At 69.6% G+C, this 25964-nt stretch carries 20 protein-coding genes and 1 pseudogene; 11 read left to right on the plus strand and 10 right to left on the minus strand.

Translation table 11 applies throughout. The annotated features are described in order from the left end of the window. Positions 1-150 precede the first annotated feature (150 nt). The 4 genes from ACWEKS_RS30060 to ACWEKS_RS30075 all read left to right on the plus strand — a co-directional run bounded on the left by ACWEKS_RS30060 (position 151) and on the right by ACWEKS_RS30075 (position 7672). On the plus strand, positions 151-4050 hold the full coding sequence (locus tag ACWEKS_RS30060; RefSeq protein ID WP_452343204.1) for a Pls/PosA family non-ribosomal peptide synthetase: 3900 nt from the start codon (positions 151-153) through the stop codon (positions 4048-4050). Next, complete coding sequence (locus tag ACWEKS_RS30065) at positions 4050-5405, plus strand: M1 family metallopeptidase (protein ID WP_452343205.1); 1356 nt, start codon at positions 4050-4052, stop codon at positions 5403-5405. The genes ACWEKS_RS30060 and ACWEKS_RS30065 overlap by 1 nt, the downstream gene beginning before the upstream one ends. A gap of 236 nt (positions 5406-5641) precedes the next feature. Next, on the plus strand, positions 5642-7297 hold the full coding sequence (locus ACWEKS_RS30070) for a DEAD/DEAH box helicase (RefSeq protein WP_452343206.1): 1656 nt from the start codon (positions 5642-5644) through the stop codon (positions 7295-7297). A gap of 210 nt (positions 7298-7507) precedes the next feature. After that, a complete protein-coding gene (locus ACWEKS_RS30075) occupies positions 7508-7672 on the plus strand; it encodes a hypothetical protein (RefSeq protein ID WP_452343207.1) in 165 nt (54 codons plus the stop codon). A gap of 3 nt (positions 7673-7675) precedes the next feature. On the opposite strand, the gene ACWEKS_RS30080 is transcribed toward ACWEKS_RS30075, so the two are convergent. After that, positions 7676-8533 (minus strand): phytanoyl-CoA dioxygenase family protein, encoded by an 858-nt coding sequence (locus ACWEKS_RS30080; RefSeq protein WP_452343208.1) that lies wholly within the window; start codon positions 8531-8533, stop codon positions 7676-7678. 42 nt (positions 8534-8575) lie between these two features. Here ACWEKS_RS30080 and ACWEKS_RS30085 point away from each other — a divergent pair, with 42 nt between their 5' ends. Both ACWEKS_RS30085 and ACWEKS_RS30090 read left to right on the plus strand, forming a co-directional pair. Continuing rightward, positions 8576-9154, plus strand: a complete 579-nt coding sequence (locus tag ACWEKS_RS30085) for a TetR/AcrR family transcriptional regulator (protein WP_452343209.1) — start codon at positions 8576-8578, stop codon at positions 9152-9154. Between the two features lie 50 nt (positions 9155-9204). Continuing rightward, entirely contained in the window at positions 9205-9606 is a 402-nt protein-coding gene (locus tag ACWEKS_RS30090) for a nuclear transport factor 2 family protein (protein ID WP_452343210.1), read from the plus strand. A 35-nt stretch (positions 9607-9641) separates the two neighbouring features. Here the strand turns inward: ACWEKS_RS30090 and ACWEKS_RS30095 are convergent, their stop codons facing one another. Further along, positions 9642-10361: a MerR family transcriptional regulator gene (locus ACWEKS_RS30095; RefSeq protein ID WP_452343270.1), complete on the minus strand. Its 720-nt coding sequence runs from the start codon at positions 10359-10361 to the stop codon at positions 9642-9644. A 112-nt stretch (positions 10362-10473) separates the two neighbouring features. Here ACWEKS_RS30095 and ACWEKS_RS30100 point away from each other — a divergent pair, with 112 nt between their 5' ends. Further along, the gene (locus ACWEKS_RS30100) at positions 10474-11673 is read left to right on the plus strand and encodes an erythromycin esterase family protein (protein ID WP_452343211.1); all 1200 of its coding nucleotides are present in this window, start codon (positions 10474-10476) and stop codon (positions 11671-11673) included. 27 nt (positions 11674-11700) lie between these two features. On the opposite strand, the gene ACWEKS_RS30105 is transcribed toward ACWEKS_RS30100, so the two are convergent. From ACWEKS_RS30105 to ACWEKS_RS30120, 4 genes are all read right to left on the minus strand, one after another. Beyond that, positions 11701-12825, minus strand: coding sequence for a PLP-dependent cysteine synthase family protein (locus ACWEKS_RS30105; RefSeq protein ID WP_452343212.1), 1125 nt, complete (start codon positions 12823-12825; stop codon positions 11701-11703). 176 nt (positions 12826-13001) lie between these two features. Then, on the minus strand, positions 13002-13961 hold the full coding sequence (locus ACWEKS_RS30110; protein ID WP_452343213.1) for a LysR family transcriptional regulator: 960 nt from the start codon (positions 13959-13961) through the stop codon (positions 13002-13004). 48 nt (positions 13962-14009) lie between these two features. Next, positions 14010-14669 carry an arsenate reductase ArsC gene (locus ACWEKS_RS30115; RefSeq protein WP_452343214.1) on the minus strand — a complete coding sequence of 220 codons (660 nt, stop codon included), beginning with the start codon at positions 14667-14669 and terminating at the stop codon, positions 14010-14012. A 219-nt stretch (positions 14670-14888) separates the two neighbouring features. Beyond that, a complete protein-coding gene (locus ACWEKS_RS30120) occupies positions 14889-15671 on the minus strand; it encodes a 2-phosphosulfolactate phosphatase (RefSeq protein WP_452343215.1) in 783 nt (260 codons plus the stop codon). 125 nt (positions 15672-15796) lie between these two features. Between ACWEKS_RS30120 and ACWEKS_RS30125 the strand changes: the two are divergent. Continuing rightward, a pseudogene (locus ACWEKS_RS30125) lies at positions 15797-16858 on the plus strand (fibronectin type III domain-containing protein); the annotation flags it as partial. A 32-nt stretch (positions 16859-16890) separates the two neighbouring features. On the opposite strand, the gene ACWEKS_RS30130 reads toward ACWEKS_RS30125, so the two are convergent. Both ACWEKS_RS30130 and ACWEKS_RS30135 read right to left on the minus strand, forming a co-directional pair. Then, positions 16891-17871, minus strand: a complete 981-nt coding sequence (locus tag ACWEKS_RS30130; protein ID WP_452343216.1) for an AraC family transcriptional regulator — start codon at positions 17869-17871, stop codon at positions 16891-16893. Positions 17872-17959: 88 nt separating this feature from the next. After that, positions 17960-18658 carry a hypothetical protein gene (locus ACWEKS_RS30135; RefSeq protein WP_452343217.1) on the minus strand — a complete coding sequence of 233 codons (699 nt, stop codon included), beginning with the start codon at positions 18656-18658 and terminating at the stop codon, positions 17960-17962. 353 nt (positions 18659-19011) lie between these two features. Between ACWEKS_RS30135 and ACWEKS_RS30140 the strand changes: the two genes are divergently transcribed. Beyond that, on the plus strand, positions 19012-20040 hold the full coding sequence (locus ACWEKS_RS30140) for a terpene synthase family protein (RefSeq protein WP_452343218.1): 1029 nt from the start codon (positions 19012-19014) through the stop codon (positions 20038-20040). 15 nt (positions 20041-20055) lie between these two features. Here ACWEKS_RS30140 and ACWEKS_RS30145 read toward each other — a convergent pair whose 3' ends face one another. Both ACWEKS_RS30145 and ACWEKS_RS30150 read right to left on the minus strand, forming a co-directional pair. Further along, on the minus strand, positions 20056-20763 hold the full coding sequence (locus ACWEKS_RS30145; protein WP_452343219.1) for a response regulator transcription factor: 708 nt from the start codon (positions 20761-20763) through the stop codon (positions 20056-20058). Positions 20764-20846: 83 nt separating this feature from the next. Next, complete coding sequence (locus ACWEKS_RS30150; protein WP_452343220.1) at positions 20847-22466, minus strand: sensor histidine kinase; 1620 nt, start codon at positions 22464-22466, stop codon at positions 20847-20849. A 782-nt stretch (positions 22467-23248) separates the two neighbouring features. On the opposite strand from ACWEKS_RS30150, the gene ACWEKS_RS30155 reads away from it, so the two are divergent. Both ACWEKS_RS30155 and ACWEKS_RS30160 read left to right on the plus strand, forming a co-directional pair. After that, positions 23249-25312 carry an ArnT family glycosyltransferase gene (locus ACWEKS_RS30155; RefSeq protein ID WP_452343221.1) on the plus strand — a complete coding sequence of 688 codons (2064 nt, stop codon included), beginning with the start codon at positions 23249-23251 and terminating at the stop codon, positions 25310-25312. After that, entirely contained in the window at positions 25309-25956 is a 648-nt protein-coding gene (locus ACWEKS_RS30160) for a DUF47 domain-containing protein (protein ID WP_452343222.1), read from the plus strand. Before ACWEKS_RS30155 ends, ACWEKS_RS30160 begins: the two co-directional genes overlap by 4 nt. Positions 25957-25964: the final 8 nt, after the last annotated feature.

The raw sequence follows: 25964 nt of genomic DNA on the forward strand, positions 1-25964 counted from the left end.
CGCGCACAGCCGCCAGGTGAACACGGGATGACCAGGACGTACCGGTACCGTGGACCAATGGCCGCCTCACAGTTTGCCTGTCGGTAACTCTCGTATGAAACAACCAACGCACAAGCGCCGGATGGTTCCCCGAGAGGTGGGCAGCACCTAATGCCGCAACAGCAGGCCGAGACCGAGATAGTCGCGAACCCGATGCTGCGGGCCGCCCTCGCACCGCCGGCCCGCACACTGGTCGATATTCTCGCCGCCACCGCCGCGGCGTACCCCGACGCACCCGCCCTCGACGACGGTGAGGTGGAGCTCGGATACGCGGAACTGCTCGCGGAGATCGCGCTCGAGGTCGAGCGCCTGGCCGCGGCCGGGGTGCGGGCGGGCGACCGGGTCGGGGTGCGGATGCCGTCCGGCACGCGTGGGCTGTACATCACGATCCTGGCGGTCCTGCACGCCGGAGCCGCGTACGTGCCGGTGGACGCCGATGATCCCGACGAACGCGCGCGGCTGGTGTTCGGAGAGGCCCGGGTCTCGGCCATCGTGACCGCGGCCGGGATCGAATCCACTAGAGTGGCAACGGAATCCGGCGACCGGGTGACGTCGACGGCCGCGCCCATGCCTGCCGACGACGCGTGGATCATCTTCACCTCCGGCTCCACCGGCACGCCGAAAGGTGTTGCGGTGACCCATCGCAATGCCGCGGCGTTCGTCGATGCCGAGGCGCGGCTGTTCCTCCAGGACGCGCCGATCGGGCCCGGGGATCGCGTGCTGGCCGGACTGTCGGTCGCCTTCGACGCCTCGTGCGAGGAGATGTGGCTGGCGTGGCGCAACGGCGCCTGCCTGGTCCCGGCGCCGCGCGCGCTGGTGCGGACCGGCGCCGATCTGGGTCCGTGGCTGGTCCGCCGGGAGATCAGCATCGTCTCGACCGTCCCCACACTGGCGGCCACCTGGCCCGCCGAGGCGCTCGAACCCGTGCGGCTGCTCATCTTCGGCGGTGAGGCGGTGCCGCCCGAGCTGGCCGAACGCCTTGCCGGCAACCAGGATTCCGAGCGCGAGGTGTGGAACACCTACGGCCCCACCGAGGCCACCGTGGTGGCCTGCGCCGCGCTGCTGGACGGCGGCTTCCCGATCCGGATCGGGCTGCCGCTGGACGGCTGGGACCTGACCGTCGTCGACGCGGCCGGAGATCCGGTGGGCGAGGGCGAATCCGGTGAGCTGGTCATCGGCGGCGTCGGGCTGGCGCGCTATCTCGACCCGGCCAAGGACGCCGAGAAGTACGCGCCGCTGCCGTCGGTCGGCTGGGAACGCGCCTACCGCAGTGGCGATCTGGTGCGCAACGATCGCGAGGGACTGGTCTTCCTGGGGCGGGCCGACGATCAGATCAAACTGGGCGGCCGCCGCATCGAGCTCGGCGAGATCGACAACGCGCTGCAGCATCTGCCGGGTGTGACGGGCGCGGCCGCCGCGATCCGGACCACCAAGGCGGGCAACAAGATCCTGGTCGGCTACCTGACCGGACCCGGCGCCGATTACGACCTCACCGCCGCGAGAACCATTCTCGCCGAACAGCTTCCGGCCCCGCTGGTGCCGCGGCTGGCCGTGGTCGGGGAACTGCCCACCCGGACCTCCGGCAAGGTCGACCGCGACGCGCTGCCCTGGCCGCTGCCCAAGGCCATCACCGCCACTCCCGAGAGCGGTCTGTCCGAGACCGAGCGGTGGGTCGCGGGACTGTGGGATTCGATTCTCGGCGCGGAGGTCACCGACCCGAACGCCGACTTCTTCGATCTGGGCGGCGGCTCGCTGGCGGCCGCCCAGCTGGTGGCGGCGCTGCGGGAACGGCAGCCGCGCATCGCCGTCGCGGACCTCTACGACCATCCGCGGCTGGGCGCCCTGGCCGCCCTGCTCGACGGCTTCGCGCCGACCGCCGCGGTCGAGGAGCGACTGGTCCGGCCGGTGCCCCGGTCGGCGCAGCTGTTCCAGGTGCTGGCGACGATTCCGCTCACCACCCTGACCGGTCTGCAATGGCTGACCTGGCTGGCGATCGTCGGCAATGTCGCCGCCTGGTCGGGTTCGCTGCCGTGGCTGCCGCACCTGTCGTGGTGGTGGACGCTGGTGGCGTTCCTGCTCTTCATCTCCCCGCCCGGCCGGATGGCGCTGTGCGTGGCCGGTTCCAGGCTGCTGCTGCGCGGCCTGCGCGCGGGCACCTATCCGCGCGGCGGGCGGGTGCACCTGCGGCTCTGGACGGCCGTGCGACTGTCCGAGGCCAGCGGCGCCGAGAACCTGTCGGGCGCACCGTGGATGGTGCCCTTCGCGCGGGCGCTGGGCGCGAAGGTGGGCCGCGGCGTCGACCTGCACACGCTGCCGCCGGTCACCGGCATGCTGGAACTGGGCGACGGCTGCAGCGTCGAACCCGAGGTGGATCTGTCCGGCTTCTGGATCGACGGCGATCTCGTGCACATCGGGCCCATCGAGATCGGGCCGGGCGCGGTGGTCGGCGCCCGCTCGATCCTGCTGCCCGGCACCAGGATCGGCCGCAATGCCGAAATCGCGCCCGGCTCCTCGGTATCGGGCAAGGTGAAGGCCGAACAGGAGTGGGCGGGCTCCCCCGCCGTGAAAGTCGGCCGGGCACAGCACCGCTGGCCCGACGAGACGCCCGCCCGGGCCGCGCACTGGGTGGCGATCTTCGGCATCACCTCCATGGCGCTGGCCTCGGTGCCGATCTTCGCGCTGGGTACCGGCGGTCTGCTCATCGCCTGGTGGATTCGCGACACCCGGACGCTCGCAGCCGGATTCGAACGCGCCTTCGCGGTCCTGCCGGTGGCCATGCTGCTGGTGCTGGGCGTGTACGCGGCGGTCACCATCGTGGCCGTGCGACTGCTCGGCATCGGGCTGACCGAGGGCCATCACCCCGTGCGCAGCCGCCAGGGCTGGCAGGCGTGGGCCACCGAACGACTGCTGGATTCCGCGCGCACCTTCCTGTTCCCGCTCTACGCCAGCCTGCTGACTCCGATGTGGCTGCGTCTGCTGGGCGCGAAGGTCGGCAAGCGCGTGGAGGTTTCGACGGTCCTGCTGCTGCCGAAGTTCACCGTGGTGGCCGACGGGGCGTTCCTGGCCGACGACACCATGGTCGCCAGTTACGAACTCGGCGGCGGCTGGCTGCGCATCGGCGAGGCCAAGGTCGGCAAGCGCGCCTTCCTCGGCAACTCCGGCATGACCGCGCCCGGGCGGCGGGTGCCCAAGAACGGCCTGGTCGCCGTGCTGTCGGCCGCACCGTCCAAGGCGAAGGCCGGCTCGTCGTGGCTGGGCAGCCCGCCGACCCGCCTGCGCCGCGCCGCCGAATCCGGTGACACCGCACGCACCTTCGATCCGCCGTTCCGGCTGCGCGTGGCCCGCGCGGTGGTGGAGACCTGCCGGTTGATCCCGGTGTTCGTGACCTTCGCGATCGGCCTCGGCGTGCTGTTCGCCCTGGCCTGGCTGGCCCAGACCCTCGGCCACCTGCCCGCCGCACTGCTCAGCGGTGTGGTGCTGCTGGCGGCGGGCGCGGCGGCCGGCACGGCCTCGGTGCTCGCGAAATGGCTGCTGGTGGGCCGGATTCGCACCGAGGAGCATCCGCTGTGGAGTTCGTTCGTGTGGCGCAACGAGGTCGCCGACACCTTCGTGGAGCATGTCGCCGCGCCGTGGTTCGCGCGCGCCGCGACCGGTACGCCCGTGCTGAATGTCTGGTTGCGTGGACTCGGCGCCACCATCGGCCGCGGGGTATGGTGCGAATCCTATTGGCTTCCGGAGGCTGACCTGGTGACACTCGGTGACGGCGCGACCGTGGAACGCGGCTGTGTGGTGCAGACCCATCTGTTCCACGACCGCATCATGGCCATGGACACCGTCACCCTCGGTGCGGGCGCCACGCTCGGACCGCACTGTGTCGCCCTGCCCGCCAGCGTGATCGGCGCGGGCGCGACCATCGGACCGGCCTCGCTGGTCATGCGCGGCGACAGCGTGCCGCCGTCCACGCGCTGGTGGGGCAACCCCATCGCGCCCTGGCCGGAGGGCGGTCGCTGATGCCCGACCGGCTCGACCAGCCCATCGACGATTACCTGCCGCAGAACGGGAATCGCGGCTACCGGGTCTCCCGCTACGAGCTGGAGCTGGAGTACAAGGTCGCCAGTAACCGGCTGGCCGGGCGGGCCGACATCACCGCGGTCACCACCGGGGTGCGAGATCGGTTCGCGCTGGACCTGTCTCAGGCGCTGGCGGTGTCCAAGGTGTTCGTGAACGGGGCCAAGCCCGCCAAATTCACCCATCAGCGCGGCAAATTGGTGATCACGCCGCGGCAGCGGATTCCGGCGGGCGGGGCGCTGGCGCTCACCGTGCAGTACGCGGGCCCGCCTCGGCCGCTGCGCGGCCAGTGGGGCGAGGTCGGGTGGGAGGAACTCACCGACGGCGTGCTGGTGGCCAGCCAGCCCAATGGCGCGGCCTCCTGGTTCCCGTGTGACGACCACCCGAGTTCCAAGGCCAGCTACCGGATTTCGATCACCACCGACTCGCCGTACTACGCGCAGGCCAACGGCACCCTGGTGCGCAAGCAGACCAAGGCCAGCCAGACCACCTGGGTGTACGAGCAGCCCGAGCCGATGTCCACGTACCTGGCCACCATCCAGATCGGCCACTACCGCAAGCAGCGGGTCGACGCGCCGCGCGGCGCGGTGCCCATGCAGGCCGTGCTGCCGCCGCGGCTGCGCGCCGCCTTCGAGCACGACTTCGCGCGGCAGCCTCGCATGATGGAGGTCTTCGCCGAGAAGTTCGGGCCGTACCCGTTCGAGGCCTACACGGTGGTGGTCACCGATGACGAACTCGAGATTCCCATTGAGGCGCAGGGCATTTCGGTCTTCGGGGCGAACCACTGCGACGGGCGGCGCGGCTACGAGCGGCTGGTCGCGCACGAGCTGGCCCACCAGTGGTTCGGCAACAGCCTGACCATCGCGCGGTGGCGCGACATCTGGCTGCACGAAGGCTTCGCCTGTTACGCGGAATGGATCTGGTCGGAGGCGGCCGGCGGGCCGAGCGCGGACCAGCTGGCGCGCACCGCACACCGGAATCTGGCGCGGCTGCCGCAGGACCTCCTGCTCGCCGACCCCGGACCGGACCACATGTTCGACGACCGGGTGTACAAGCGCGGCGCGCTGACCCTGCATGCATTGCGGCTCACCCTCGGCGATTCCGCCTTCTTCGATCTGCTGCGCGAGTGGACCACGCGGTATCGCCACGCCTCGATCACCACCGAGGAATTCACCGACCTGGCAGGGCATTACAGCACCAGGTCACTGCGATCACTCTGGGACAGCTGGCTGCACGCACGGTCCCTACCCCAACTACCCGCGCTCCCCGCGTTCGGGGCCAATTCCGGTACCGGGTAGACTTCCAGCGAACACGTTGTTGATCATGGATGTGCCGCGCCCGGACAAACGCACGGTCACATCCGCGTCGTAGATCGCTTCGAACTTCCAAGCAGCCCCCACTGCGCGGCTTAGCTTTCCTTACGGCGATCGATTTTGCCCACTGGCAATCTCGCCACCCTGTGCCCCCGGCGCGGATCCGAGATCCGCAGCACGGCTCGGGCACACCCCGATGCCCGAAAGGCACTGCAACACCGATGACTTCTGCCCCTACCTCCTTTGCCGCGCTCGGCGTCCGCGACCCTCTGGTCCGTGCGCTCACCAACGCCGGCATCACCGAGCCTTTCCCCATCCAGGCCGACACCCTGCCCGATTCGTTGGCCGGGCGCGATGTGCTCGGGCGCGGAAGGACCGGCAGCGGAAAGACCCTGGCGTTCTCCATTCCGATGGTGGATCGCCTCGGCGAGCGCGCGCAGCGGTGTGCGCCGAATCGCCCGGCCGGGCTGGTGCTCGCGCCGACCCGGGAACTGGCGACCCAGATCGCGGCCACCCTGGAGCCGCTCGCGGCCGCCTACCGCATGTCGGTGACCACCATCTTCGGCGGCGTCTCGCAGCATCGGCAGGTGCAGGCACTGAAGCGGGGCGTGGACATCGTGATCGCCTGCCCGGGCCGCCTCGAGGATCTGATGCGGCAGGACCTGATCAGCCTGGACTCGGTCGAGATCACCATCATCGACGAGGCCGATCACATGGCCGATCTGGGCTTCCTGCCCGGCGTCACCCGCATCCTGGCCGCGACGCCCGGAGACGGTCAGCGCCTGCTGTTCTCGGCCACCCTGGACAACGGCGTCAACAAGCTGGTCCAGCGCTTCCTCCCGGATGCCGTGAAACACGCTGTGGACGAAGCGAATTCGCCGGTAGCCGCCATGACCCACCACGTGTTCGAGGTGCCGACCGCGGAGGCCAAGCGCGCGGTCGTGCACCGCCTGGCCTCCGGGTCCGAACGCCGAATCCTGTTCACCCGCACCAAACATCAGGCCCGCAAGCTGGCCCGCCAGCTCACCACCGCCGGCATCCCCGCCGTCGACCTGCACGGCAATCTCACCCAGCCGGCCCGCGATCGCAACCTCGCCGCCTTCGCCGCCGGCGCCGCCAAGGTCCTGGTCGCCACCGATGTCGCGGCCCGCGGCGTCCACGTCGACGGCGTCGAACTCGTGGTTCACGTGGATCCGCCCGCCGAGCACAAGGCCTACCTGCACCGCTCCGGCCGGACCGCCCGCGCCGGCAACCACGGCGACGTCATCACCCTGGTCCTCCCCGACCAGCGCACCGACCTCGCCGCCCTCATGCGCAAGGCCAAGATCACCGCCACCCCGCAGTCGGTCACCGCCGACTCCCCGGCGGTCACGCAGCTGATCGGCGAGGTGGCCCCGCTGGTCGCCCTCCCCGCGGCCGATGCCGCCGCACCGCACCGCGTGGACACGTCGGCCGCCTCGTCCACGCGGGGAGCCCGCCAGCCCAAGAAGCGGACCCGCCCGGCCGCGACCGACGCGAAGCAGGCCGCACCTCGGAACCGCCGCAGGCAGGGCTCCCAGCACACCGACGATGCGCGCACCCCCGACCGCCCCGCGGCCCGGAAGCCCGACACCGCCACCGACGGCCGGCCCGCGCGCCGGACGGGAGGCCGTGCCGGCGGAAAGCCTCGCGCCTCGGCCACGAGCACCTCGAACGGCCACAATCCGCGTACCGGCATCACCCGCGACGAGAACCAGGGGACCCGCACCCGGACCGAGCGCCGCGGCACCGCCAACTCGCGGCAGGGTGCCCCCGCCGAACCGCGTACCCGCGGCACCTCCGGCCGGACCGCATCCCAGCGCACCGACGGCGCCCCGCGCCGTCGTCGCGGCAACTGACACCCCCGGCGACCGACGCCGCGGCCACCTCGCCGGTGCGCCCGCGGCGCGGCGGCGCGCGGGAGAGTGCGTCCAGAATGTGACGTTTGCCCGTATCTAGCGGGCGCGGATTTTCCTACAGTTATTGAATAGCAAGCAGCTACCCGCTCTTACCTCGTGAATTCTCATCTGTCGTCCCGGACGCTTTGACAGGGGTCAGGAGAGCAAGTCATGAAGACCGACGCCCCCTTGAGTGAGCGGGTCATCGTCAAGTTCGAACGGGTCGAGAATCGCTATCGGGTCTCGGTGACGCCGATCGATCGGCTGCAGTGGCGGGTGGGGTACGCGCCGGATATGAAAGCGGCCGTGCAGCTGGCCCGGGAACTGGCCCGCTGAGCACTACAGGGCGGGTGCGCCGGGTTCCAGGAGCCGCTTGGGGTGCATGCCGTCGACCTGCCCGATGAAGGGCGGATGAATGCTGTAGCCGAGCATTCGGCGAATATCCTCGGACACCGCGCGGACCGTATCGCGGGTCATGGAGAGCGTGAACGCCTCCTGGGGGCGCAGCCACGGTTCGCAGTATTGGGCGGTGAGTGCTAGGCGGGGATCCGGGGAGCGATTCGCGCCGCCGCCATGCCACAGAGTGCCGACGAAGAATACGCAGCTACCTGCCGGCATCACCACCGGTTCGCGACGGTCGGATTCCCCGGGAAGGCGGTCGCCCCACAGGTGGCTGCCCGGAATGATGTCGGTCGCGCCGTTCTCGGCGGTGAAGTCGTCGATGGCCCAGATGGTGGCCGCCCCCAACCCCTTTCGCGGCCGCGGCAGTGGGTAGAAGCCGTCGTCGGTGTGCAGCATCTGTGCCTGCTCGCCGGGCAGGATGTTGATCACCTGCAGCATGGACAGCAGGTAGTTCGGCAGGAACAGCCGGTCCAGCAGGGCCAGTACCCGCGGGTGGTCGACGATGCGGTCGCAGGCGCGAGTCTTGTTCAGCACGCTGTAGATGCGCTGTGTCGAGTGCCCCTCGAAGTTGTTCCGGCCGATCCGATCCAGCAGTGGCACAACACTTTCCCGGATCCGGTCGAGCTCGGCCGGAGTCAACATGCCGGGCAGGATCACGTAGCCGTCCCGCTCGACCGCGGCCAGATCGGCCTCGACCACCGCCGGATCCACGCTCGCGCCACTGCTCGCGGTGCGCCGGTAGGTTCCGGCCAGATCGCCGTCCAGATCGCGTAGCGATGTCACCTTCGCGCTCATCCCGCCATCCTTTACATAACTGAGTTCTGTTATTGTTCGACTGTGGCACGAGCACCGATCGGACGTCAACAACTTCTGGACGCCGCCCGTGACGAACTGGTCCATGCCAACGGCACCCTGGAACTGAGCGCGCTGACCCGCCGCACCGGCCTGAGCACCGGTGCGCTCTACCACCACTTCGGCTCCAAAGTCGGTCTGCTGGCGGCCATCTGGGACGACTTCTACGAGGGCCTGAGCCGGGCCATCGCCGACGACCGGCTCCCGGCCGACGGCGACTGGGCCACCCGCGAGCGCGCCCGCACCCACTGTTTCGTGGCCTTCCACTTCGAGCACCCGCTCGCGGCGCTGCTGCTCAACCGCGCGGCTCCCGATCCGGGCCTCACCGAGATCGAGGCCGTCTACATCCGCAATCTCGGCGAGGCGGCCGCCACGAACATCCGCCGCGGGCAGGCCACCGGCGAGATCCCCGCCGATCTCGACTCCGACAGCGCGGGTGCGTATGTCATCGGCGGCCTGCGTCACGGCATCGCCCAGCAGCTGCGCGTGCACCCCCGTCCGCCCGTCGACCTTGCCGCCGAACGCCTTTGGCGTTTCACCGCCGCGTCGCTGTCCCTGCCCTGATCCGCAAAACAACTGGCGATCGCGCCCGCCGCCGCGTATCACTGCGTGCTATGTCGATCTCCACGGCCGACCGGCTGGCCATTCACGAATTGCTCGCCCTGCACGGACATCTCAGCGATGCCGGCGCCTTCGACCGCTTCGGGGAGGTCTTCACCGACGACATCGCCTACGACCTGACCGCCTACGGCGCGGGGGTGGTCACCGGCCGGGATGCCCTGCGCGATATGGCGCTCCAGCTGGGCGACGGCAATCCGCTGGGGCATCACGTCACCAATATCGTGGTGTCGCCCACCACATCCGATACTGTGCGTGCCCTGTCGAAGGGCCTCGCGGTCGCGACCGACGGCACCACCGGCAGTGTCACCTACGAGGACATCGTCGTCCGCACCGCTTCCGGCTGGCGCATCAGCCATCGGCGCGTCGTCCCACGCCGGCAACCCCTCCACCCCTGACGCACCGGCAACTCCTGGGCGGGGCGCCATGGCCGTCACCGATCCCGAATCGCCTCGGGGCCGCGCTGATCGAGCAGGGTGAGGTAGGTGTCGAGTTGGGCTGCGCCGGTGAGGAGGTCGCGGCTGCGGGTGGTCAGGCGTTCTTGCCAGGCGTCGAGGAAGACGGTCAGAGCTGCTGTGCCGCCTGCGGTTCGGAGGGCGTCGAGGAATTGGGTGATCTGGGACAGCTGGTAGTTGCCGCGGCGCAGTTGGCGGGCGATCTCGGCGTCGCGCACGCAGTCCGGGCCGTAGTGGCGGTAGCCGGTGGCGCGATCGCGTTCGGGATGCAGGATGCCCTCGGTTTCCCAGGTGCGCAGGGTCGCCGGGTGCAGGTCGAGGCGGCGGGCGAGTTCGCCCACGGTCAGCGGCCTGCGCGTGGTATCCGGCGGGATCGGGGTGGACAGGCTGTGCAGGGCCCTCGCGACGTCGGCTCTGGTGGCGCGTTCGGTGTGCAGGGCGAGGTGGGTGGCGTCGATGACCCGGTAGGCGGCTTCGGTGTCGCGGCGGTTGATCGCGCGCATGATGTCGATGGCCGGCTGATGGCTGTGACCACGCCGTAGCGCCAGGAAGGCGCGCAGGGCCTGGGCATGCAGGGGTGTGTAGAGCCGGTAGCCCGTGTCGCTGCGTTCGGTGGGCGGGAGGACGCCTGCCTCGTCGTAATTCCGGATGGCCTGTGCGGACAATCCGTGTTCCCGCGCGAGATCGATGGGTCGCAGATCGCACCTCCGTTTGAGGGTTCGAACACCTGACACGTGGTCACTTTCGGGCAAGTTTCACACGAACCTTCAACGATAGTGTCGAAGGCAGTTCCTTCTGGAAGGGGTCTCCATGTCAACTGCCACCGCAATACAGGCCATCGGCCGCCCGATCGACGACCCGGAAAACCTGGGCCGCGCCCTCGACGACCTGCTCGCCACCCGCACCGAACCGCCCGCCCTGTTCGCGCTCGGCGAGCCGACACATGGCATCGCCGCATTCCCGCTGCTGCGCAACGACGTTCTCGGTCATCTCATCGAACGGGGTTATCGGTCAATCGTTTTGGAGACCGACTACTTCGCCGCGTCCATTGTCGACGACTACGTGTGCGGCGCGTCCACCCAGATCGACACCGTGCTCGCCACCGGGTTCAGCCACGGTTTCGGCGCGGTGCCCGGCAATCGCGAACTCGTCGAATGGCTCCGCGCGCACAACACCTCCCGCGCGCCGGAGGATCGGGTGCATTTCCACGGCTTCGATGCCCCGGTGGAATACGCCGGCGCCCCCGGCCCACGCCATGCCCTCGCCCGGGCCGCCGCCCGCCTGCCCGATGCCCTGCGTCCCGAATCACTGAGCAAACTGGACGAATTGGCCGGTGAGGACGCCGACTGGACGAATCCGGCCGCCATGTACGACCCGGCGGCATCCATCGGCAACTCCCCCCGAGCCCAGGCCCTCCGCCTCCTCGCCGACGATCTCGCGAGCGCACTGCACCGCGCCTCCCCCGGCTTGCGCCCCGCCGACCCCGACGCCTACGACCGAGCCGTGTCCTACGCCCGCACCGCCCAGGGCCTGCTCCGCTTCCACGCCGCCATGGCCACCGACACTCCCGACCGCATCGACACCGTCCTCAGCGTCCGCGCCGACATGATGGCCGACTACCTGCTCGCCCTAGTCGCCCGGGAGCAACACCGGGGCCCATCCCTGGTCTTCGCCCACAATGCCCACCTGAGCCCCGCCCATGATGACACCAAGAGCTGGTCGAATGCCGGTGCGCTGGTCCACATGACGCTCGCGGACCGCTACCTGTTCGTGGCAACCGACGCCAGCCCCGATCCCGACCCGAACACCCTCCAGCACTCACTGGCAGCAGCCACACCCCACCGCACCCTCTTCCCGGCAGCGCCCCTGCGCGCGGCGCTCTCCCCGTCCACCGGCACGAGCACACCGATTGTGCCCGGCCACATCCCACTCACCCCCGCCGACCTGTCCGGCGCGGCCGCGGTCGTCTTCATCGCCGACACCGACGGAAAGCGCCATCAGTATTGGTAGCGAGACCGCTGGCATCGAACCGATGCCTCAGCGGGAGAGCTCACCCGTGAGCAGAAACTGTTCCAGCCGAACAGAATACGGCGTCGGATCGATGCCCTGTCCCGCGAGCCAGGCCTCGCTGTAGTACTTGTCGAGGTAGCGTTCGCCCGGGTCGCAGAGGAGGGTGACGACGCTGCCCCGGTCGCCTCGGGCGAGCATGCCGGAGATGACGGCGAAGGCGGCCCAGACCCCGGTGCCGGTGGAGGCGCCGCAGCGGCGGCCGAGCAGTCGCTGCAGGAGGTGGACGGTGGCGACCGAGGCGGCGTCGGGGACGCGGATCATGCGGTCGATGGCGTGCGGGAGGAAGCTGGGTTCGATGCGCTGCCGGCCGATGCCCTCGATGCGGGATCCCTTGGCGGAGGTGGTATTTCGGTCGAGGGTGCGCCAACCTTCCAGGAACGCCGAGTTTTCGGGGTCGGCGACGCAGATGCCGGTGTCGCGCTGGGTGTAGTGGACGTAGCGGGCCAGGGTCGCGGAGGTGCCGCCGGTACCCGCGGTGGCGACGATCCAGCTCGGCTCGGGGTAACGCTCCTGTTCGAGCTGGCGGAAGATCGACTCGGCGATATTGTTGTTGCCCCGCCAGTCGGTGGCGCGCTCGGCGTAGGTGAACTGGTCCATGTAGTGGCCGCCCCGTTCCCCGGCGAGCCGGGCCGCGACCTCGTACACCTCGCTGGGGTCGTCGACGAGATGGCAGGCGCCACCGTGGAATTCGATGAGGTCGATCTTGGACCGCACGGTGGAGCGCGCCATGACGGCGATGAACGGCACGCCGATCAGCTTGGCGAAGTACGCCTCCGACACCGCGGTGGATCCACTGGACGCCTCCACCACCGGGCGGCCGGGCCGCAGCCAGCCGTTGCACAGCGCGTACAGGAACAGTGACCGCGCCAGCCGATGCTTGAGACTGCCGGTGGGATGGGTGGATTCGTCCTTGAGGTAGAGGTCGATGCCCCATTCCGGCGGTAGCGGGATGGTGAGCAGGTGGGTGTCGGCGGAGCGGTTGCCGTCGGCCTGCACCTTGCGTACGGCCTCGCGCAGCCAGCTCCGGTACTCCGGGTCGGAACGGTCGATGTCGGTCTCGTCGACGAGCGTGTTGTCCTGGATCACAGCCATCTCGGTGTCCTTCTGGTTCAGGCCCGCGAAGCGGAGCAGGGCACCTTCGACGCTAGCCGGGAATAAGGGTCTCCCAGTGTGACCTGGGGCGATATTTCCCAAGCAGCTGTAATAGGGGGTGAAAGCCCCGCTAATGGCCCGGTGCGGTGACCCGTACGCCGAGGCCACCATCGGGGCTAGTGCGAGACGGCGGCCTCCACCAGCCGCGCGGACTCCCGCAGTCCGCCGATGACCGCGCGCACCGCCGGAACCGACTCGAGTTTGGGCAAGGTGACCGCCAGCACCCGCCGCTCCATGGCGGGTTCCACCGGCAGCGAGCGCACCGCCCCCGGCGTCGGCACACCGGACAGCGCGAGTTCGGTGGCGAGCGCGACACCCAGCCCCTCGGCCACCAATCCGGCGACCGCGCCCGGATTCTCGGTGGCATAGGCGATGTCCGGATGGAATCCCGCGTCCGCGCAGGCGTCGACGAGGTGTCCCCGGCACTGCGGACAGCCCGCGATCCACGTCTCCTTCGCCAGTTCCGACAGCTGCATCGGGGTGGTGCGCGCGGTCCCCGCCAGGCGGTGCCCGGCCGGCAGCAGCGCCCGCAGCCGATCGGTGAGCAGGGTGTGCGCATTCAGCTCGGAGAGGTCGGGACTGGCTGCGTCACAGGAGCTTTCGCTGTCCGGCACCTTGCCGTGCGGATAGTCGAAGACGATGGCGATCTCGCACTCCCCCGCCCGCAGCATGGCCACCGATTCCGGCGGCTCGGCCTCGATCAGGGCGACCTTCAGCCGTGGTTCCGCGGCCTGGATGCGCGCAATGGTCTTGGGCACCAGCAGATTACACGCGCTCGGAAACGCCGCCAGCCGCACCGTCCCGGCCCGCAGTTCGGTGAGCGCCCGGATCTCGGCCTCGGCCGCGTCGAGACTGCCGAGCACGGTCGCGGCGTGCCGGGCCAGTGCCGCACCGGCCTCGGTGAGCTGCAGCTGATGGCCCGACCGGGTCACCAGCGGGGTGCCGAGCACGCGTTCCATGGCCTTGATCTGCTGACTGATCGCGGGCTGGGTATAGCCGAGCTGCCGGGCGGCGGCGGAGTAGGACCCGGTTCGCGCGACCGCCCTGAAGATCTTCAGCTGCCTGATCTCCAGCATGGTCCCCATCCTAGGCACACCAGGTTGTACGGCCGGGAAAGGCGCTGGTCAGGCCGCCAGACCGAGATTGGCCACCAGGCGGCGAACCCGGTGTTCGATCGCGTCGCGAATGCCGCGGATCTCCTCGATGCCCCCACCCGCCGGATCGGGCAGCGGCCACTGCTCGAAGCGGTGCCCGGCGATGATCGGATCGGTGTCACCGCAGCCCATGTCGACGACCACATCGGCGGCCCGCATCAGCTCATCGGCCCACGGCTTCGGGAATTCGTCGGCGATGTCGACCCCGCGCTCGGCCATCGCAGCGACGACGAGCGGATTGACCACAGTGTTCGGCGCCGAACCACACGACCACGCCGAAGCCCGGTCCCCGGCCAGCCGGTTGAAGAATCCGAGCGCCATCTGTGAACGTCCCGCATTGTGCGTGCACACGAACAGCACCGCCGGACCGGTGCGGATGGCGCGTCCCTCGGCGCGGGCCAAGGCCGCCAACCGTTCGCGCGCGAACCGCTCGGCGACCCCGGCCAGCCGGGCACGGTCGATGCCGATGGCGTCGAGGTGCGCGTAAGAGCTGTCGAGGATGCGCTCGACGGTGGCGGCGTCCACCGCCGCGCCGAATTCCTCCGTCAGCCGTTCCGATACGTCCTCCGCGATCATCGGGTCCGAATCGGGAGCGGTGGAAGGCAGGGCGGCGCCGGATGTCTCGTTCACGATCGCTCCCTCTGCACGTTGGTCAGCCTATCCCCGTCCTCTGGTCGCCGCTGGACCGCGAAACGCCACCGGCTCGCGGTGATAGGCAACCGCTACCGGTACGCAACCATCAAACCCCGGCCCGGCACCGCTCGTCGAACGGCTTCGCGCACAGCGAACATTCGGGCACAACGGGCAAGTGTGATTACAGCCACGCACCGGACATCGACGCGAAACCGGTCACACCCGAGCACCCGGCCCGGCGTCGGCGAAGCTGTCGCCACTCAGCACGGGAACCGCTGCGCTGCTGTCGATCTCGACCGCGATCGCCACATCGTCGCCGAATCCGATGGCGGCCAGCTCCCGCCCGGAGGCGCAGTCACCGATCAGCGCGGGCACGTCGGGGATGCCGGAGTAACCGGCCCGCGCGGCCATCGACTCCGGTGACAAGGGCCCGGCTCCGTGCTCCGACAGTGCCGCGATGACCGCACCGGCGCCGAGCCAGTCCTCGATCGCCGGGCGCAGCACCTCCCGCCCCGGCCAGTGCTCACCGGCGGCGATCACCCCGACCGGCCGATCCACGGTGCCCCAGCCCTGCTTCACGATCCACCGGCCCACCGCCGGCGCGTTCCGCAGGCAGGCCGCCACCACCGGAATCCCCTCGACGGCAGCGGAAATGGCCGACCCGTTCGGCGACGGCAGCACCAGCCGTTCCGGCGCGGGCGCCCGGCGCAGCGCTGCCGGGGACAGCGACCACGGATTCGCGGCGCTCATCGCAGTGCGGCCGACGGCCAGCCGGGCATCCCGGGACACCGCGAAATCCACTGCCGTGGAATCGCGTGCGGGATACGGGAACACCCGCGTACCGGACTCGGCGGCGACCGACACCGCGGTCGTGAACGACAGCACATCGATCACCACGAGCACCGCACACCCCGGCCCGAGTGCCCGCGCACCGGTCAGCCCCCACTCGAATCGCACTCCGTACCCGTCCTGCCTCGACCATGCGGGCAGCTCCGACATTCCGATTCCCCTCTCCGCGTATGCCGTCCACATGGTTTCCACTGTGCGTCAACCACGATTTCCGGCCAGTAGGAGTGGGCATTGTCGCATGGCGGGGCGTTCGGGGCGCGATTAGCTTGCGGGGCATGGCAGCGGAGAGCAGTGGTCCGGGGGCGGGCCGGGGAGTCAGCCGGCGCGGGTTGTTCACGGCGACGGCCGGGGCCGCGGCGGCGGGGATCGCGGCGGGGGCGGCGGGCACGGTGGCGTTGCGTTCCGAGGGCGGGAGCGGAGCGGCCGAATTATGGCGGAAGCCAACGGATTCGGAGGCTCCCGCGGTGCGCGGGGTGCATCTGCAGTACGGCGCGGACGCGGCCCGGGAGGCGGTGGTGTCGTGGCACACGACGGTGTCGGTCACCGCACCGCGGGTGCGGTACGGCACGCCGGAGGGCGGGCTCGGCATCAGTGTGACGGCGCGGACGCGCACCTACCGGGATGCCAAGTCCGGCATCGAAGTTCAGGTGCACCATGCCCGGCTGACCGGACTCACGCCCGACACCACCTATATCTATGCCGCCGCGCACGACGGCGCGACACCGGAGCTGGGCACCCTGCGCACCGCCCCGGCGGGCCGTGCGAAGTTCCGGTTCACCAGTTTCGGCGATCAGGGCACGCCTACCCTCGGCAAAACCGTTGCCGCCCCGCCCAATCCGCTGCTGAAGGGACTGCTCGTCGCGCAGAGCGACAATCTCGGCACCCAGGTGGCCGGTGACATCACCGATGCGGTGGAGCGGATGGAACCCCTGTTCAACCTCGTCAACGGCGATCTCTGCTACGCCGCCCTGGCGCAGGACCGGGTGCGGACCTGGAACGACTGGTTCACCAGTAATGGCCGTTCCGCACGGAATCGGCCGTGGATGCCCGCACCCGGCAATCACGAGAACGAGCTCGGCAACGGCCCGATCGGATACGACGCTTTCCGAACCTATTTCACCGTCCCCGATTCCGGCGCCGAGGAGCAGTTCACCGGCCTCTGGTACGCCTTCACCGTCGCCGGCGCACGCATCATCGCCCTGGCCAATGACGACGTCTGCTATCAGGACGGCGGCGACACCTATGTGCGCGGCTATTCCTTGGGCGCCCAGCAGCGCTGGCTCGAGGAGCAATTGCGCAGCGCTCGCACCGATCGCGAGATCGACTGGGTCATCGTGGTGAGGTCACGGCTCCCCAATCCTGTTGTGGTTCAGCGCATGCGGTTGCGGGGGCCGAGCTGGTCGCGGAATTGGCCCGGGGTGAGCCCGGTTTCCTCGCGGAACGCCCGATAGAAGTGGCGGTCCGTCGCGAAACCGGACGCGGCGGCGACGGCGGCCAGGGATCGGGAGGGGTCGGCGCGGATGAGGCGGCGGGCATGGGCGATCCGGGTGCGGCGGACGATCCCGCCCGGCTCACCGAAGCCCTCGCAGACCCGGTACAGCGTGCGCCGCGAGATCAGGCAGGCATGCGCGATCTCGTCGACCGTGAGGTCCGAGTTCGTGAAGTTCTTGCGGATGTAGGCCAGCACCTGCTGCCGCGTGTAGAGCGAATCCGATGGGCCGGGCGAACTTTCGCCGTTCGCCAGCAGCAACGCCGACGCCATCATGCCGGCGGCGTCACTGCCGAAGACGGTGACCGCACGCGCTATGTCGTCGGGCGGTAGCTCGGCCAGATTGCGGAAGAAGCCGGCGACCACGCCCAGCGCCCCCGTGGCGGGAACAGCGGTGGCGGTGGGTAGCTGGTCGCGGGTGAGGCCGGAGTGCTCGAGCACCAGTTGCAGCGGGGCGCGTACCAGCGTCGACAGGCAATTGTCGGTGGTGCGGCTCTCCAGCGGCACACCGCTGTCGAAGAACGAGATGGTGCCGGGCTTGCATTCGGCCGTCTGGCCGCGCTGCTCGGTCCAATTCGTTCCTTCGAGCACGATATTCACCAGTAAGAACTCACCGGTCGACTGCGCCACCATCTTTTTTGTCCGCAATGCCCGTTGCGCGCTGGCCTGCATGCGCGACACCGCGAATCCGTCGAATTGAGTTGTGGCGACTTGTCCGTGCCAGTGCCCTGTGCGCAATGGCTCGATCACCGACGGTGCGACCGCATCCGCCATCAGGGCTTCCCACTGCTCGAACGCCTGACGTGGCGAAAGGGTCGAGGACGACGAGATCTCGACAGCGCCGAAAACGGCTTGCTCCACGTCGGTAATCCTCCCACCACATTTCGCTCAGCAACCACGTTTCGAACGAGTTCCGTCCGTGGTCAGTGACCAAGGTCCCACCATGGCCTCACCGTAGCGGTGAACCACTCATGAGCAGGGCGGTCAATGTATACAGACGCTCGATTCTAAGCGGCGATCCAAGATCTTTGTAGTGCCACAATGGGGTTCGCGTCGAATCGGCCGTCGCGGCGTCATAGCAATCGGCAAGAAAAATGTGAGACCGGCGCAATGCACGGGCCACCGAACGCTCGGCCGACGGGTTCGCACAGGCGCACAGCGCGTGCACCGCGCACGCCGTCTCCTCCGCGGTGGGATGCCACACGCCCCCAGGATCCGCCCGGCCGCTGGGTCGCGAGCAACCAGGAATCGCCCGGGCCACCGCCAGCAAGGCATCGGCGGAGAACTCCGATTCGATCGCGCGAACCAGCGCCATGGCCGCGGCGGCGGTCGGCGGATACGGCGAGGCCACCGTCCGGCCGTCCCAATGACCGTCCAGTTCTTGCGTTTCGACGAGCCGGCGCACCGCGGCGACCCGTCTGCCACGGTACGAATCGCGCCCCGCCCATCGCGCGACCGTGTCGGACACCTTCGCGAGTCGTTCCAGCAGTACCGGAATCGTGCACTCGATCGCCTCGAGACTGGGCAGTCGTTCTGGAAGAAAGACTTCCGGATCCGCGAAGAGGAACTCGCTCCCCCGGCTGCCGTCGCCGTTCTGGGTGCGCGCCAACGCATTCAGCCCCAGCCGCGCCGGCGTCGCGGACAGCACTCGGGGTGTTTGCCACAGCCCGTCCGACCACGCCGGCCGTAGCGTAGGGCGACCCACTGATCATGCCGTCGGGGTCCTCGTCGACGACCCTGATCAACTGCCACAACGACATCAGCGCGTGCTTGCGGACCGCGGCGGTGGATTCCTCGTACACAATGACTCGCAGGGGTTTGCGGACCGGACGGGAACCCCTTCACCGTACCTCCGGCAGCTGTTGCGCGGCCGTCCGCGGTCCCGGCGAAATTGGTTGCCGCTCTGCGGATCTTGCGAATCCGCGAATATCGCCCGAAATGTCGGTTACGCTGATCGCCGGAGGGATCCCGCCTCCACCCGAGTGAACCCAGGTGTTACCGATGAACGAACACGACTTGCGGCACCTGGAGATCCCGCTTCCGTTCCTGCCGCAGCGGCATTCGATGAGCGATCGAGCGCAGGAAAGAGTTCAGATCTGGGCACAGCGTTTCGGATTGCTCCAGGACGAGGCGGCGGCCCGCAAGTTCGAATCGCTCGGCTACGCGCGATTCTCGGCATATTGGTGCCCCACCTCGTCTTTCGCCGACATGCTCCTGGTCGCCGAATGGATCACCGTATTCTTCGTCTTCGACGATCTGCAGGATCTGGCCATCACCACAGGTCGGCTCGGCGACTACGACCGCCTCCGGCACGCCGCACTGCGGGTGGTGCACGAGCGCGGGGTCGCGGGTCCGGTACCACCCGTCATCGCAGCTCTGTCCAATCTCTGCACCCGCACCTTCCCGCGCAATTCCGAGGCCTGGGCGCGCCGATTCGCATTGAACCTGGAATTGTGGCTGGTCGGTCACGCGCGCGAGAATGCATTTCGCCAGGCCGGCAAGTCGCCGAGTCCGGAAGAATATCCGCGACTACGCCGGGACGCGTGCACGGTATTGCCGACGGTAGATTTGGCGGAGGTGATCGAGCACACCGAAATTCCCGACGCCCTGTATTACGGTCCCGCGTATCAGGAGATAATCGCCACCACCGCCGATATCATGTGCCTGATCAATGATCTGCATTCGCTGGCAATCGAAACCGATTCCGAGGACACCATCAATCTGGTGACGACTCTGCAGCATCATCTGGGAATGGAACTGCCACAGGCGGTCACGGAAGTCCGCCGTTCGATAGACGCCCGAATCGCCGACAATCAGGCCGCGGCCCAGGCAATTACGGCAGAAATGGATGCACTGCAGCTGCCGCCGAGAATGCGAAATGGCGTCCGCCGCTGCATTCGCGACTGCCAGTCCGCCATAGCCGGAATGGAACTGTGGGATCGCACCGACACGGTGCGATTCACGCCGGATACGGATCTGCGTGATGCCCGGAACATCGACTACGGCAACGGTTTCCTCGATCGGGTGTGATCGCCGGAGTCCGCGCTAGGGGGATTCGCGGAGGGTGTAGCCGACGCCGCGCACGGTGTGGATGAGCGGCGGGTGGCCGGTGTCGATCTTGCGGCGCAGCTGGCTGACGAAGGTCTCCACCACCCGGTCGGCGCGGCCCTCCTCGGCCTGCCACACGCGATCGAGGATCTGGCGCTTGCTCACCACCTTGCCCGCATTGAGCATCAGGTAGTGCAGCAGCTTGAATTCCGTGGCGGACAGCCAGATCTGTTCACCGGCGCGGAACACCAGGTGGGTGCCGGCGTCGAGTTCCAGGTCGGCGAAGCGCAGCCGGCCGGGTCCGTCCTCGTCGCCGGGCCGGGTCCGGCGCAGGATCGCGTGCAACCGCAGGACCACCTCTTCGAGGCTGAAGGGCTTGCTCACGTAGTCGTCGCCGCCGGCGCTGAGTCCGGCGATGCGGTCCTCGACGGCGTCGCGGGCGGTCAGGAAGAGCACCGGCACCTCGCTGCCCGCCGCGCGCAGCCGCCGGGCGACGCTGAATCCGTCCAGGTCCGGCAGCATGACATCGAGGACCATGACATCGGGTCGCCGCCGGGTCGCCGCCTCCAACGCGCCGCGGCCGGTGTCGGCCGAGTACACCTCGAACCCGTTCAGCCGCAGCGCGGAGCAGAGCAGGTCCAGAATGTAGGGCTCATCGTCGACGACCAGCACGGTCGCCGCCCCCGCCGGGGCGCGATCGCTCACGCTCGACACCCTATGCGCACCCGCGTCCCACACCGATTCATACCGGTCATCCTGGTTGCCGCCACCACCGCTCCAGCTCGGCGTCAGCTGGGCGTTTCCTGTGAACCCCGGCCGGTGGCGCCGGGCGTGTCCGATATCGGGAACACGATCCGGAACGTCGTGCCGGCGCCCGCGCCCGTGAGCAGCTGGATCCGAGCGCCGTGCGCGGTCAGCACGGCCGCGACGATCGCCAGGCCGAGGCCGGAACCACCGGCGCGCGAACGAGATTCGTCCACCCGGTAGAAGCGGTCGAACACGTGCGCGGCCTTCCCCAGCGGGATGCCGGGCCCGGTGTCCGACACCTCGGCGATCACGGCCGCAGCGCCCGCGGGCAGTTCCGCCCCGGCCGCCGCGACCACCCCGGTGCCGCGCGGCTCGGCACCGGCCGTCCCGGTCCGGGGCCACTCCGCCCGGCCGCCCGCGGTCTCGGCGGGCACCGCGCCCCACCCGATCCGAACATCGAGCTCCGCTGCGGCGGGGGTGTGCACGAGCGCGTTGCCGACCAGGTTGGTCAGCACCTGACGGAGCCGGTGCTCGTCGCCGACGACGTGCACGGGTTCGTCCGGAAGACGCAGCCGCACAACGCGTTCCGGCTGCCGGACCCGTGCGTCCCGCACCACCTCGTCGGCGACGGTGGACAGGTTCACGTCGGTCGGATCCAGCGGGCGCTGTTCGTCGAGCCGTGCGAGCAGCAGCAGATCGTCGACGAGCACGCCCATGCGCGCGGCCTCGTCCTCGATGCGCCGCATCATGGTGGCGACCTGGGCCGGGTCCGCGCCGCCGCCCATCCGGTACAGCTCGGCGTAGCCGCGGATCGAGGTCAGCGGAGTGCGCAGTTCGTGCGAAGCGTCGGCGACGAAGAGCCGCATGCGCGACTCGGATTCCTCGAGCCGCCGCATGGTGGTGGACAGCCGCTCGAGCATCACATTGAACGCGGTCCCCAGGCGCCCGACCTCGGTATGGGTATCCGCGTGCTCGACTCGGCGATCCAGATCACCGGCCGCGATGGCCTCGGCCGTGTGCTCGATGCGCGACAGCGGCCGCAATCCGACACGCACCAGCCAGGCCGCCACGCCGCCCAGCACCAGGATGAGGCCCGCACCCGCGATCAATTCGATGGTCCGCAGCTCACGGGCGGTCGCGTAATAGCCGTCCAGCGGCATGACGACCGCCGCCGTTCCGCCGTCCGGCTGGTCTTCGTTGGGCGGTTGCGCGACTGTGCGCACCCGCCACGGTGTCCCGTGCGAGTCGTCGACCTCGAAGATCTTGCTCCCGCGCGCCTCGACCGCGGACCTGTCCATCGCGGGCAGGGCCAGATCGTTCGCGCCGACCCCGATCTGCCCGACCTGCTGTCCAACACTGTCGAAGAACTGGATCTGGAACGTCGATGGCAATCCCTGCACCGTCGAGGTGGACCGCGGCGGCGGAGGCGGATGGCTCTGGGCGGCCATATCCACCGCCACCGAATTCAACTGCCCATCGATTCGCGCCAGTTCCGACCGTCCCAGCGCCGCCACACTCAGCACCCCGAACGCCGTCAGCCCGACCACCGCGATGGCCACGACCGCCACCAGCAGCCGCGTCCGCAGGGTCCACCGCCGCAGACCCCGAACCCGCCGCGCAGCACCCGTTGCCGCCGCCTCCCCGGCTGGTAGCTCGCTCACGCCACCCACCTAAACACAGGCACGGCCCGCTCCCGCGCATCCGACAAGTGGCAGGCGGCAACTCGCCGCAGCACCGAACGCGCAGCGCAGACCGGGCGCCTGATCCCTCACGCGCGTCCTCCCCCTGCTGATGCGCGGCCCGCACCAGTCCGTCGACCCCGAATGCTCCGGCTCCCCGACACTCCGATCTCCTTCCGCCCCGCCGCGTTCGCGCGGGCCGGGCCGACGGTATCCACCCAACCTCTGGCCAACTCGAGAACCACCGCTCAGACCGCAGCCGGGACTTGGTGCATGCCTCGACACCGGGCGGATCGCAGTCGGCGAACATCTCGTGGATCGCGCCGCACGCCGCAGCACTGTCTGTCAGGCAGCCGCGATGCAGCAGGCCGCACGGACTGCGGTGGCCGCGCGCAGCCGCGGTGTCTGCTCGGCAGACTTCTGCTGCCTGTCGGCGATCAGGCCGCCACCCTGGATCGTGAAGTTCGGATCACCCGGTGGAAGACGGTGTCCGCGTAGTGGCGCGCCTTGACGTAGGCCCCTCAACCGGCCCGAGCGCGTGCGGTGCCGACTCTCGAGGCAGCCCGGCACGGGCGCGACGCCGTGGTTGAATTCGGCCGCGCCCGTGCGCCGGGTTCGGGGCACAGCGGAGGCGCAGGGTGCTCACGCGGCATTGCCAGCTGGTTCCCAGGTTCGCGCCACATTCCCCCGAGGGCGGTCGATCAGGATCGGGTTCGAGAACCGCGCCGGAGCAACGGCATGGCGGTGAATGAAGGGACGTGGAGATGACATCGACGACGCAGCGGCCGGGGGTGGCCGGGGCGCACCGGCTGACCGAGCGCAGCGGATCGGATCGTGAGAACTGGTTCGGGCGAGCGCTTTTCGGGCCTCCGCAGCAACCGCGGTGGGCGCGGCCAGGTCTGCTCGGTCTGCTGGCCGTGACCGCGGTGCTGTATCTGTGGGACCTCACGAATTCGGGATGGGCCAACGAGTACTACTCGGCGGCCGCGCAGGCAGGGTCGCAGAGTTGGAAGGCGTTGCTGTTCGGGTCGTTCGACGCGGGCAATGCCATCACTGTCGACAAGCCGCCCGCGGCGCTGTGGGTGCTGGGGTTGTCCGGCAGGCTGTTCGGGTTCGGGCAGTGGGCGGTGCTGGTGCCGCAGGCACTGATGGGTGTCGCCTCGACCGGGCTGCTGGTCGCGACCGTGCGCCGGCTCAGCGGACCGGGCGCGGGACTGGTGGCCGGGGCGATCGCCGCGCTGACCCCGGTGGCCGTGCTCATCTTCCGATTCAACAATCCGGACGCGCTGTTGGTCCTGCTGCTGGTCGCGGCCGCTTACTGCACGGTCCGCGCGATCACGGCCACCGGCGACCGTCTGCTCTCCGCGCCGACGCTCTGGCTGGTATCGGCCGGTGTCGCAGTCGGTTTCGGGTTCCTCACCAAGATGATGCAGGCGTTCCTCATCCTGCCCGGTCTCGCACTGGCGTATCTGATCGCGGCCAACGCGCCACTGCGGCAGCGGATCTGGAGCCTGATCCTGGCCGGCTTCGCCGTGGTGGTCTCGGCAGGCTGGTACATCGCGCTGGTGGAGCTGTGGCCGGCGGACTCGCGGCCGTACATCGGCGGTTCCACCACCAACAGCCTCTGGCAGCTGGCGGTCGACTACAACGGCCTGGGCCGGATCTTCGGCGGCCACGGCAACCCGGGCTCCGGCGGGGGCGGGGGCGGGGGCGGGTTCGACCTGCCCGAGGGCATGCACAGCGCCCCCAGCTTCAGCGGCGCCAATGGCATTACCCGCCTGTTCAATTCGGCGATGGGCGCGGAGATCTCCTGGCTGCTGCCCGCCGCGCTGATCGGGCTCGTCGCCGGGCTCTGGCTCACCCGCCGCGCCCCGCGCACGGACCGCACCCGCGCGGCCTTCATCCTGTGGGGCAGCTGGCTGCTGGTCACCGGCCTGACCTTCTCGTACATGAGCGGCATCGTGCACCCCTATTACACGGTCGCCCTGGCCCCGGCCATCGGCGCGCTGGTCGCCCTGTCGGTGCGTGAATTGTGGTCCCGGGCAGGGCATCCCGCCGCACGGCTGACGCTCGCGGCCATGGCCGCCGGCACCGGCGCCTGGTCCTTCGTGCTGCTGCACCGCACTCCCGACTGGCTGCCGTGGCTGCGCTGGACGATCCTCGCCGGCTCGATCCTGGTCGCGGTTGCCCTGGTCGCGGGCACCCGCGGCGCCCGCCGCTACACCCTCGCACTGGCCGCCGCGGGCCTGCTGTTCGGGCTGGGCGGCACCGGAGCCTGGGCGATCGCGACCGCGGGTCAGGGCCACAGCGGCGGCAGTCCGAACTCGGGGCCCACCAGTCAGCCCTTCGGAGCGATGCCCGCCGGCGGTCCCGGCTCGGGCGGGGACGCCTCCGGCGGGTTACCGGCCGATGGCTCCGGCCAACGGGCCGAAGGGTTTCCGAGTGGCGGCCCGGGCGACGCGCCGGGCGGGCAGGGACCGGGTTCCGATACCGGGAACAATGCCGAGCTGGTCAGCCTGCTGGCGCACACCGCCGGACGCTGGTCGGCCGCGTCCGTCGGCTCGATGTCGGCGGCAACGCTCGCCCTGAAGTCCGGAACCTCGGTCATGGCCATCGGTGGCTTCTCCGGCGGCGACAACTCCCCCACGCTCCAGCAGTTCCAGCAGTATGTGTCGGCCGGTCAGGTCCGGTACTTCCTGGAGGGCTTCGCCATGGGCGGTTCGAATTCCACCGCCGCCCAGATCACCGAGTGGGTGAAGTCCCACTTCGCCACCGTCACCGTGGGCGGAACCACCGTCTACGACCTGTCCCAGCCGGTGAGTGCGTGACCCACGAACAGCTGCGCCGGCCCCGCCCGGGGCCGGCGATCGAGCTCTATTTCGCCTCGGCCGCCAACAATCTCGTCGCCGCGGCCCGCACCCTCGAGGAGATCAGGCTCGACGTACCCGACCCGCACGGCGTGCGGGTCCGGCTCTCCGCCTTCGCGCGGGTCAGCCACCAGCTGACCGAACAGCTGGTGTGCGTGCTGGTCGCCGAACGCTTCGAGACGCCCGATCGCACCGAGCTCTACCGCGTGGCCAGCGCCCTCGACTACGCGGTGGACCGCCTGGAATCGGTGGGTCACATGATCGAGATCCACGGCCTCACCGGTTTTCCCGACGAGGTCCTCGATCTCATCCGCCGCACCGCCGACGCCGCCTGGGCGACCTCCCAGGCCCTGGCGCTCGTACGGTCACCGCGGACCATGCCGGCGTATTGGCTGGAGCTGAACCGGATCTCCGGCGACACGGACCGGATGCTGCGCGCGCTGTACACCCGCTGCTTCGGGATGGACTGCCCTGCCGAGGCGGCGGCCCTGCGCGACGTGAGTATCGAAATCGCTGACGTCGTCAGGATTTTGGCCATTTCCGCCCGCACCATGCAGGGCGTGATCGACCGCTGGACCCAGCCGCAGGGGGTGCAATCGAACTGATCGAACCG

The organism is Nocardia sp. NPDC004711 (assembly GCF_053601595.1).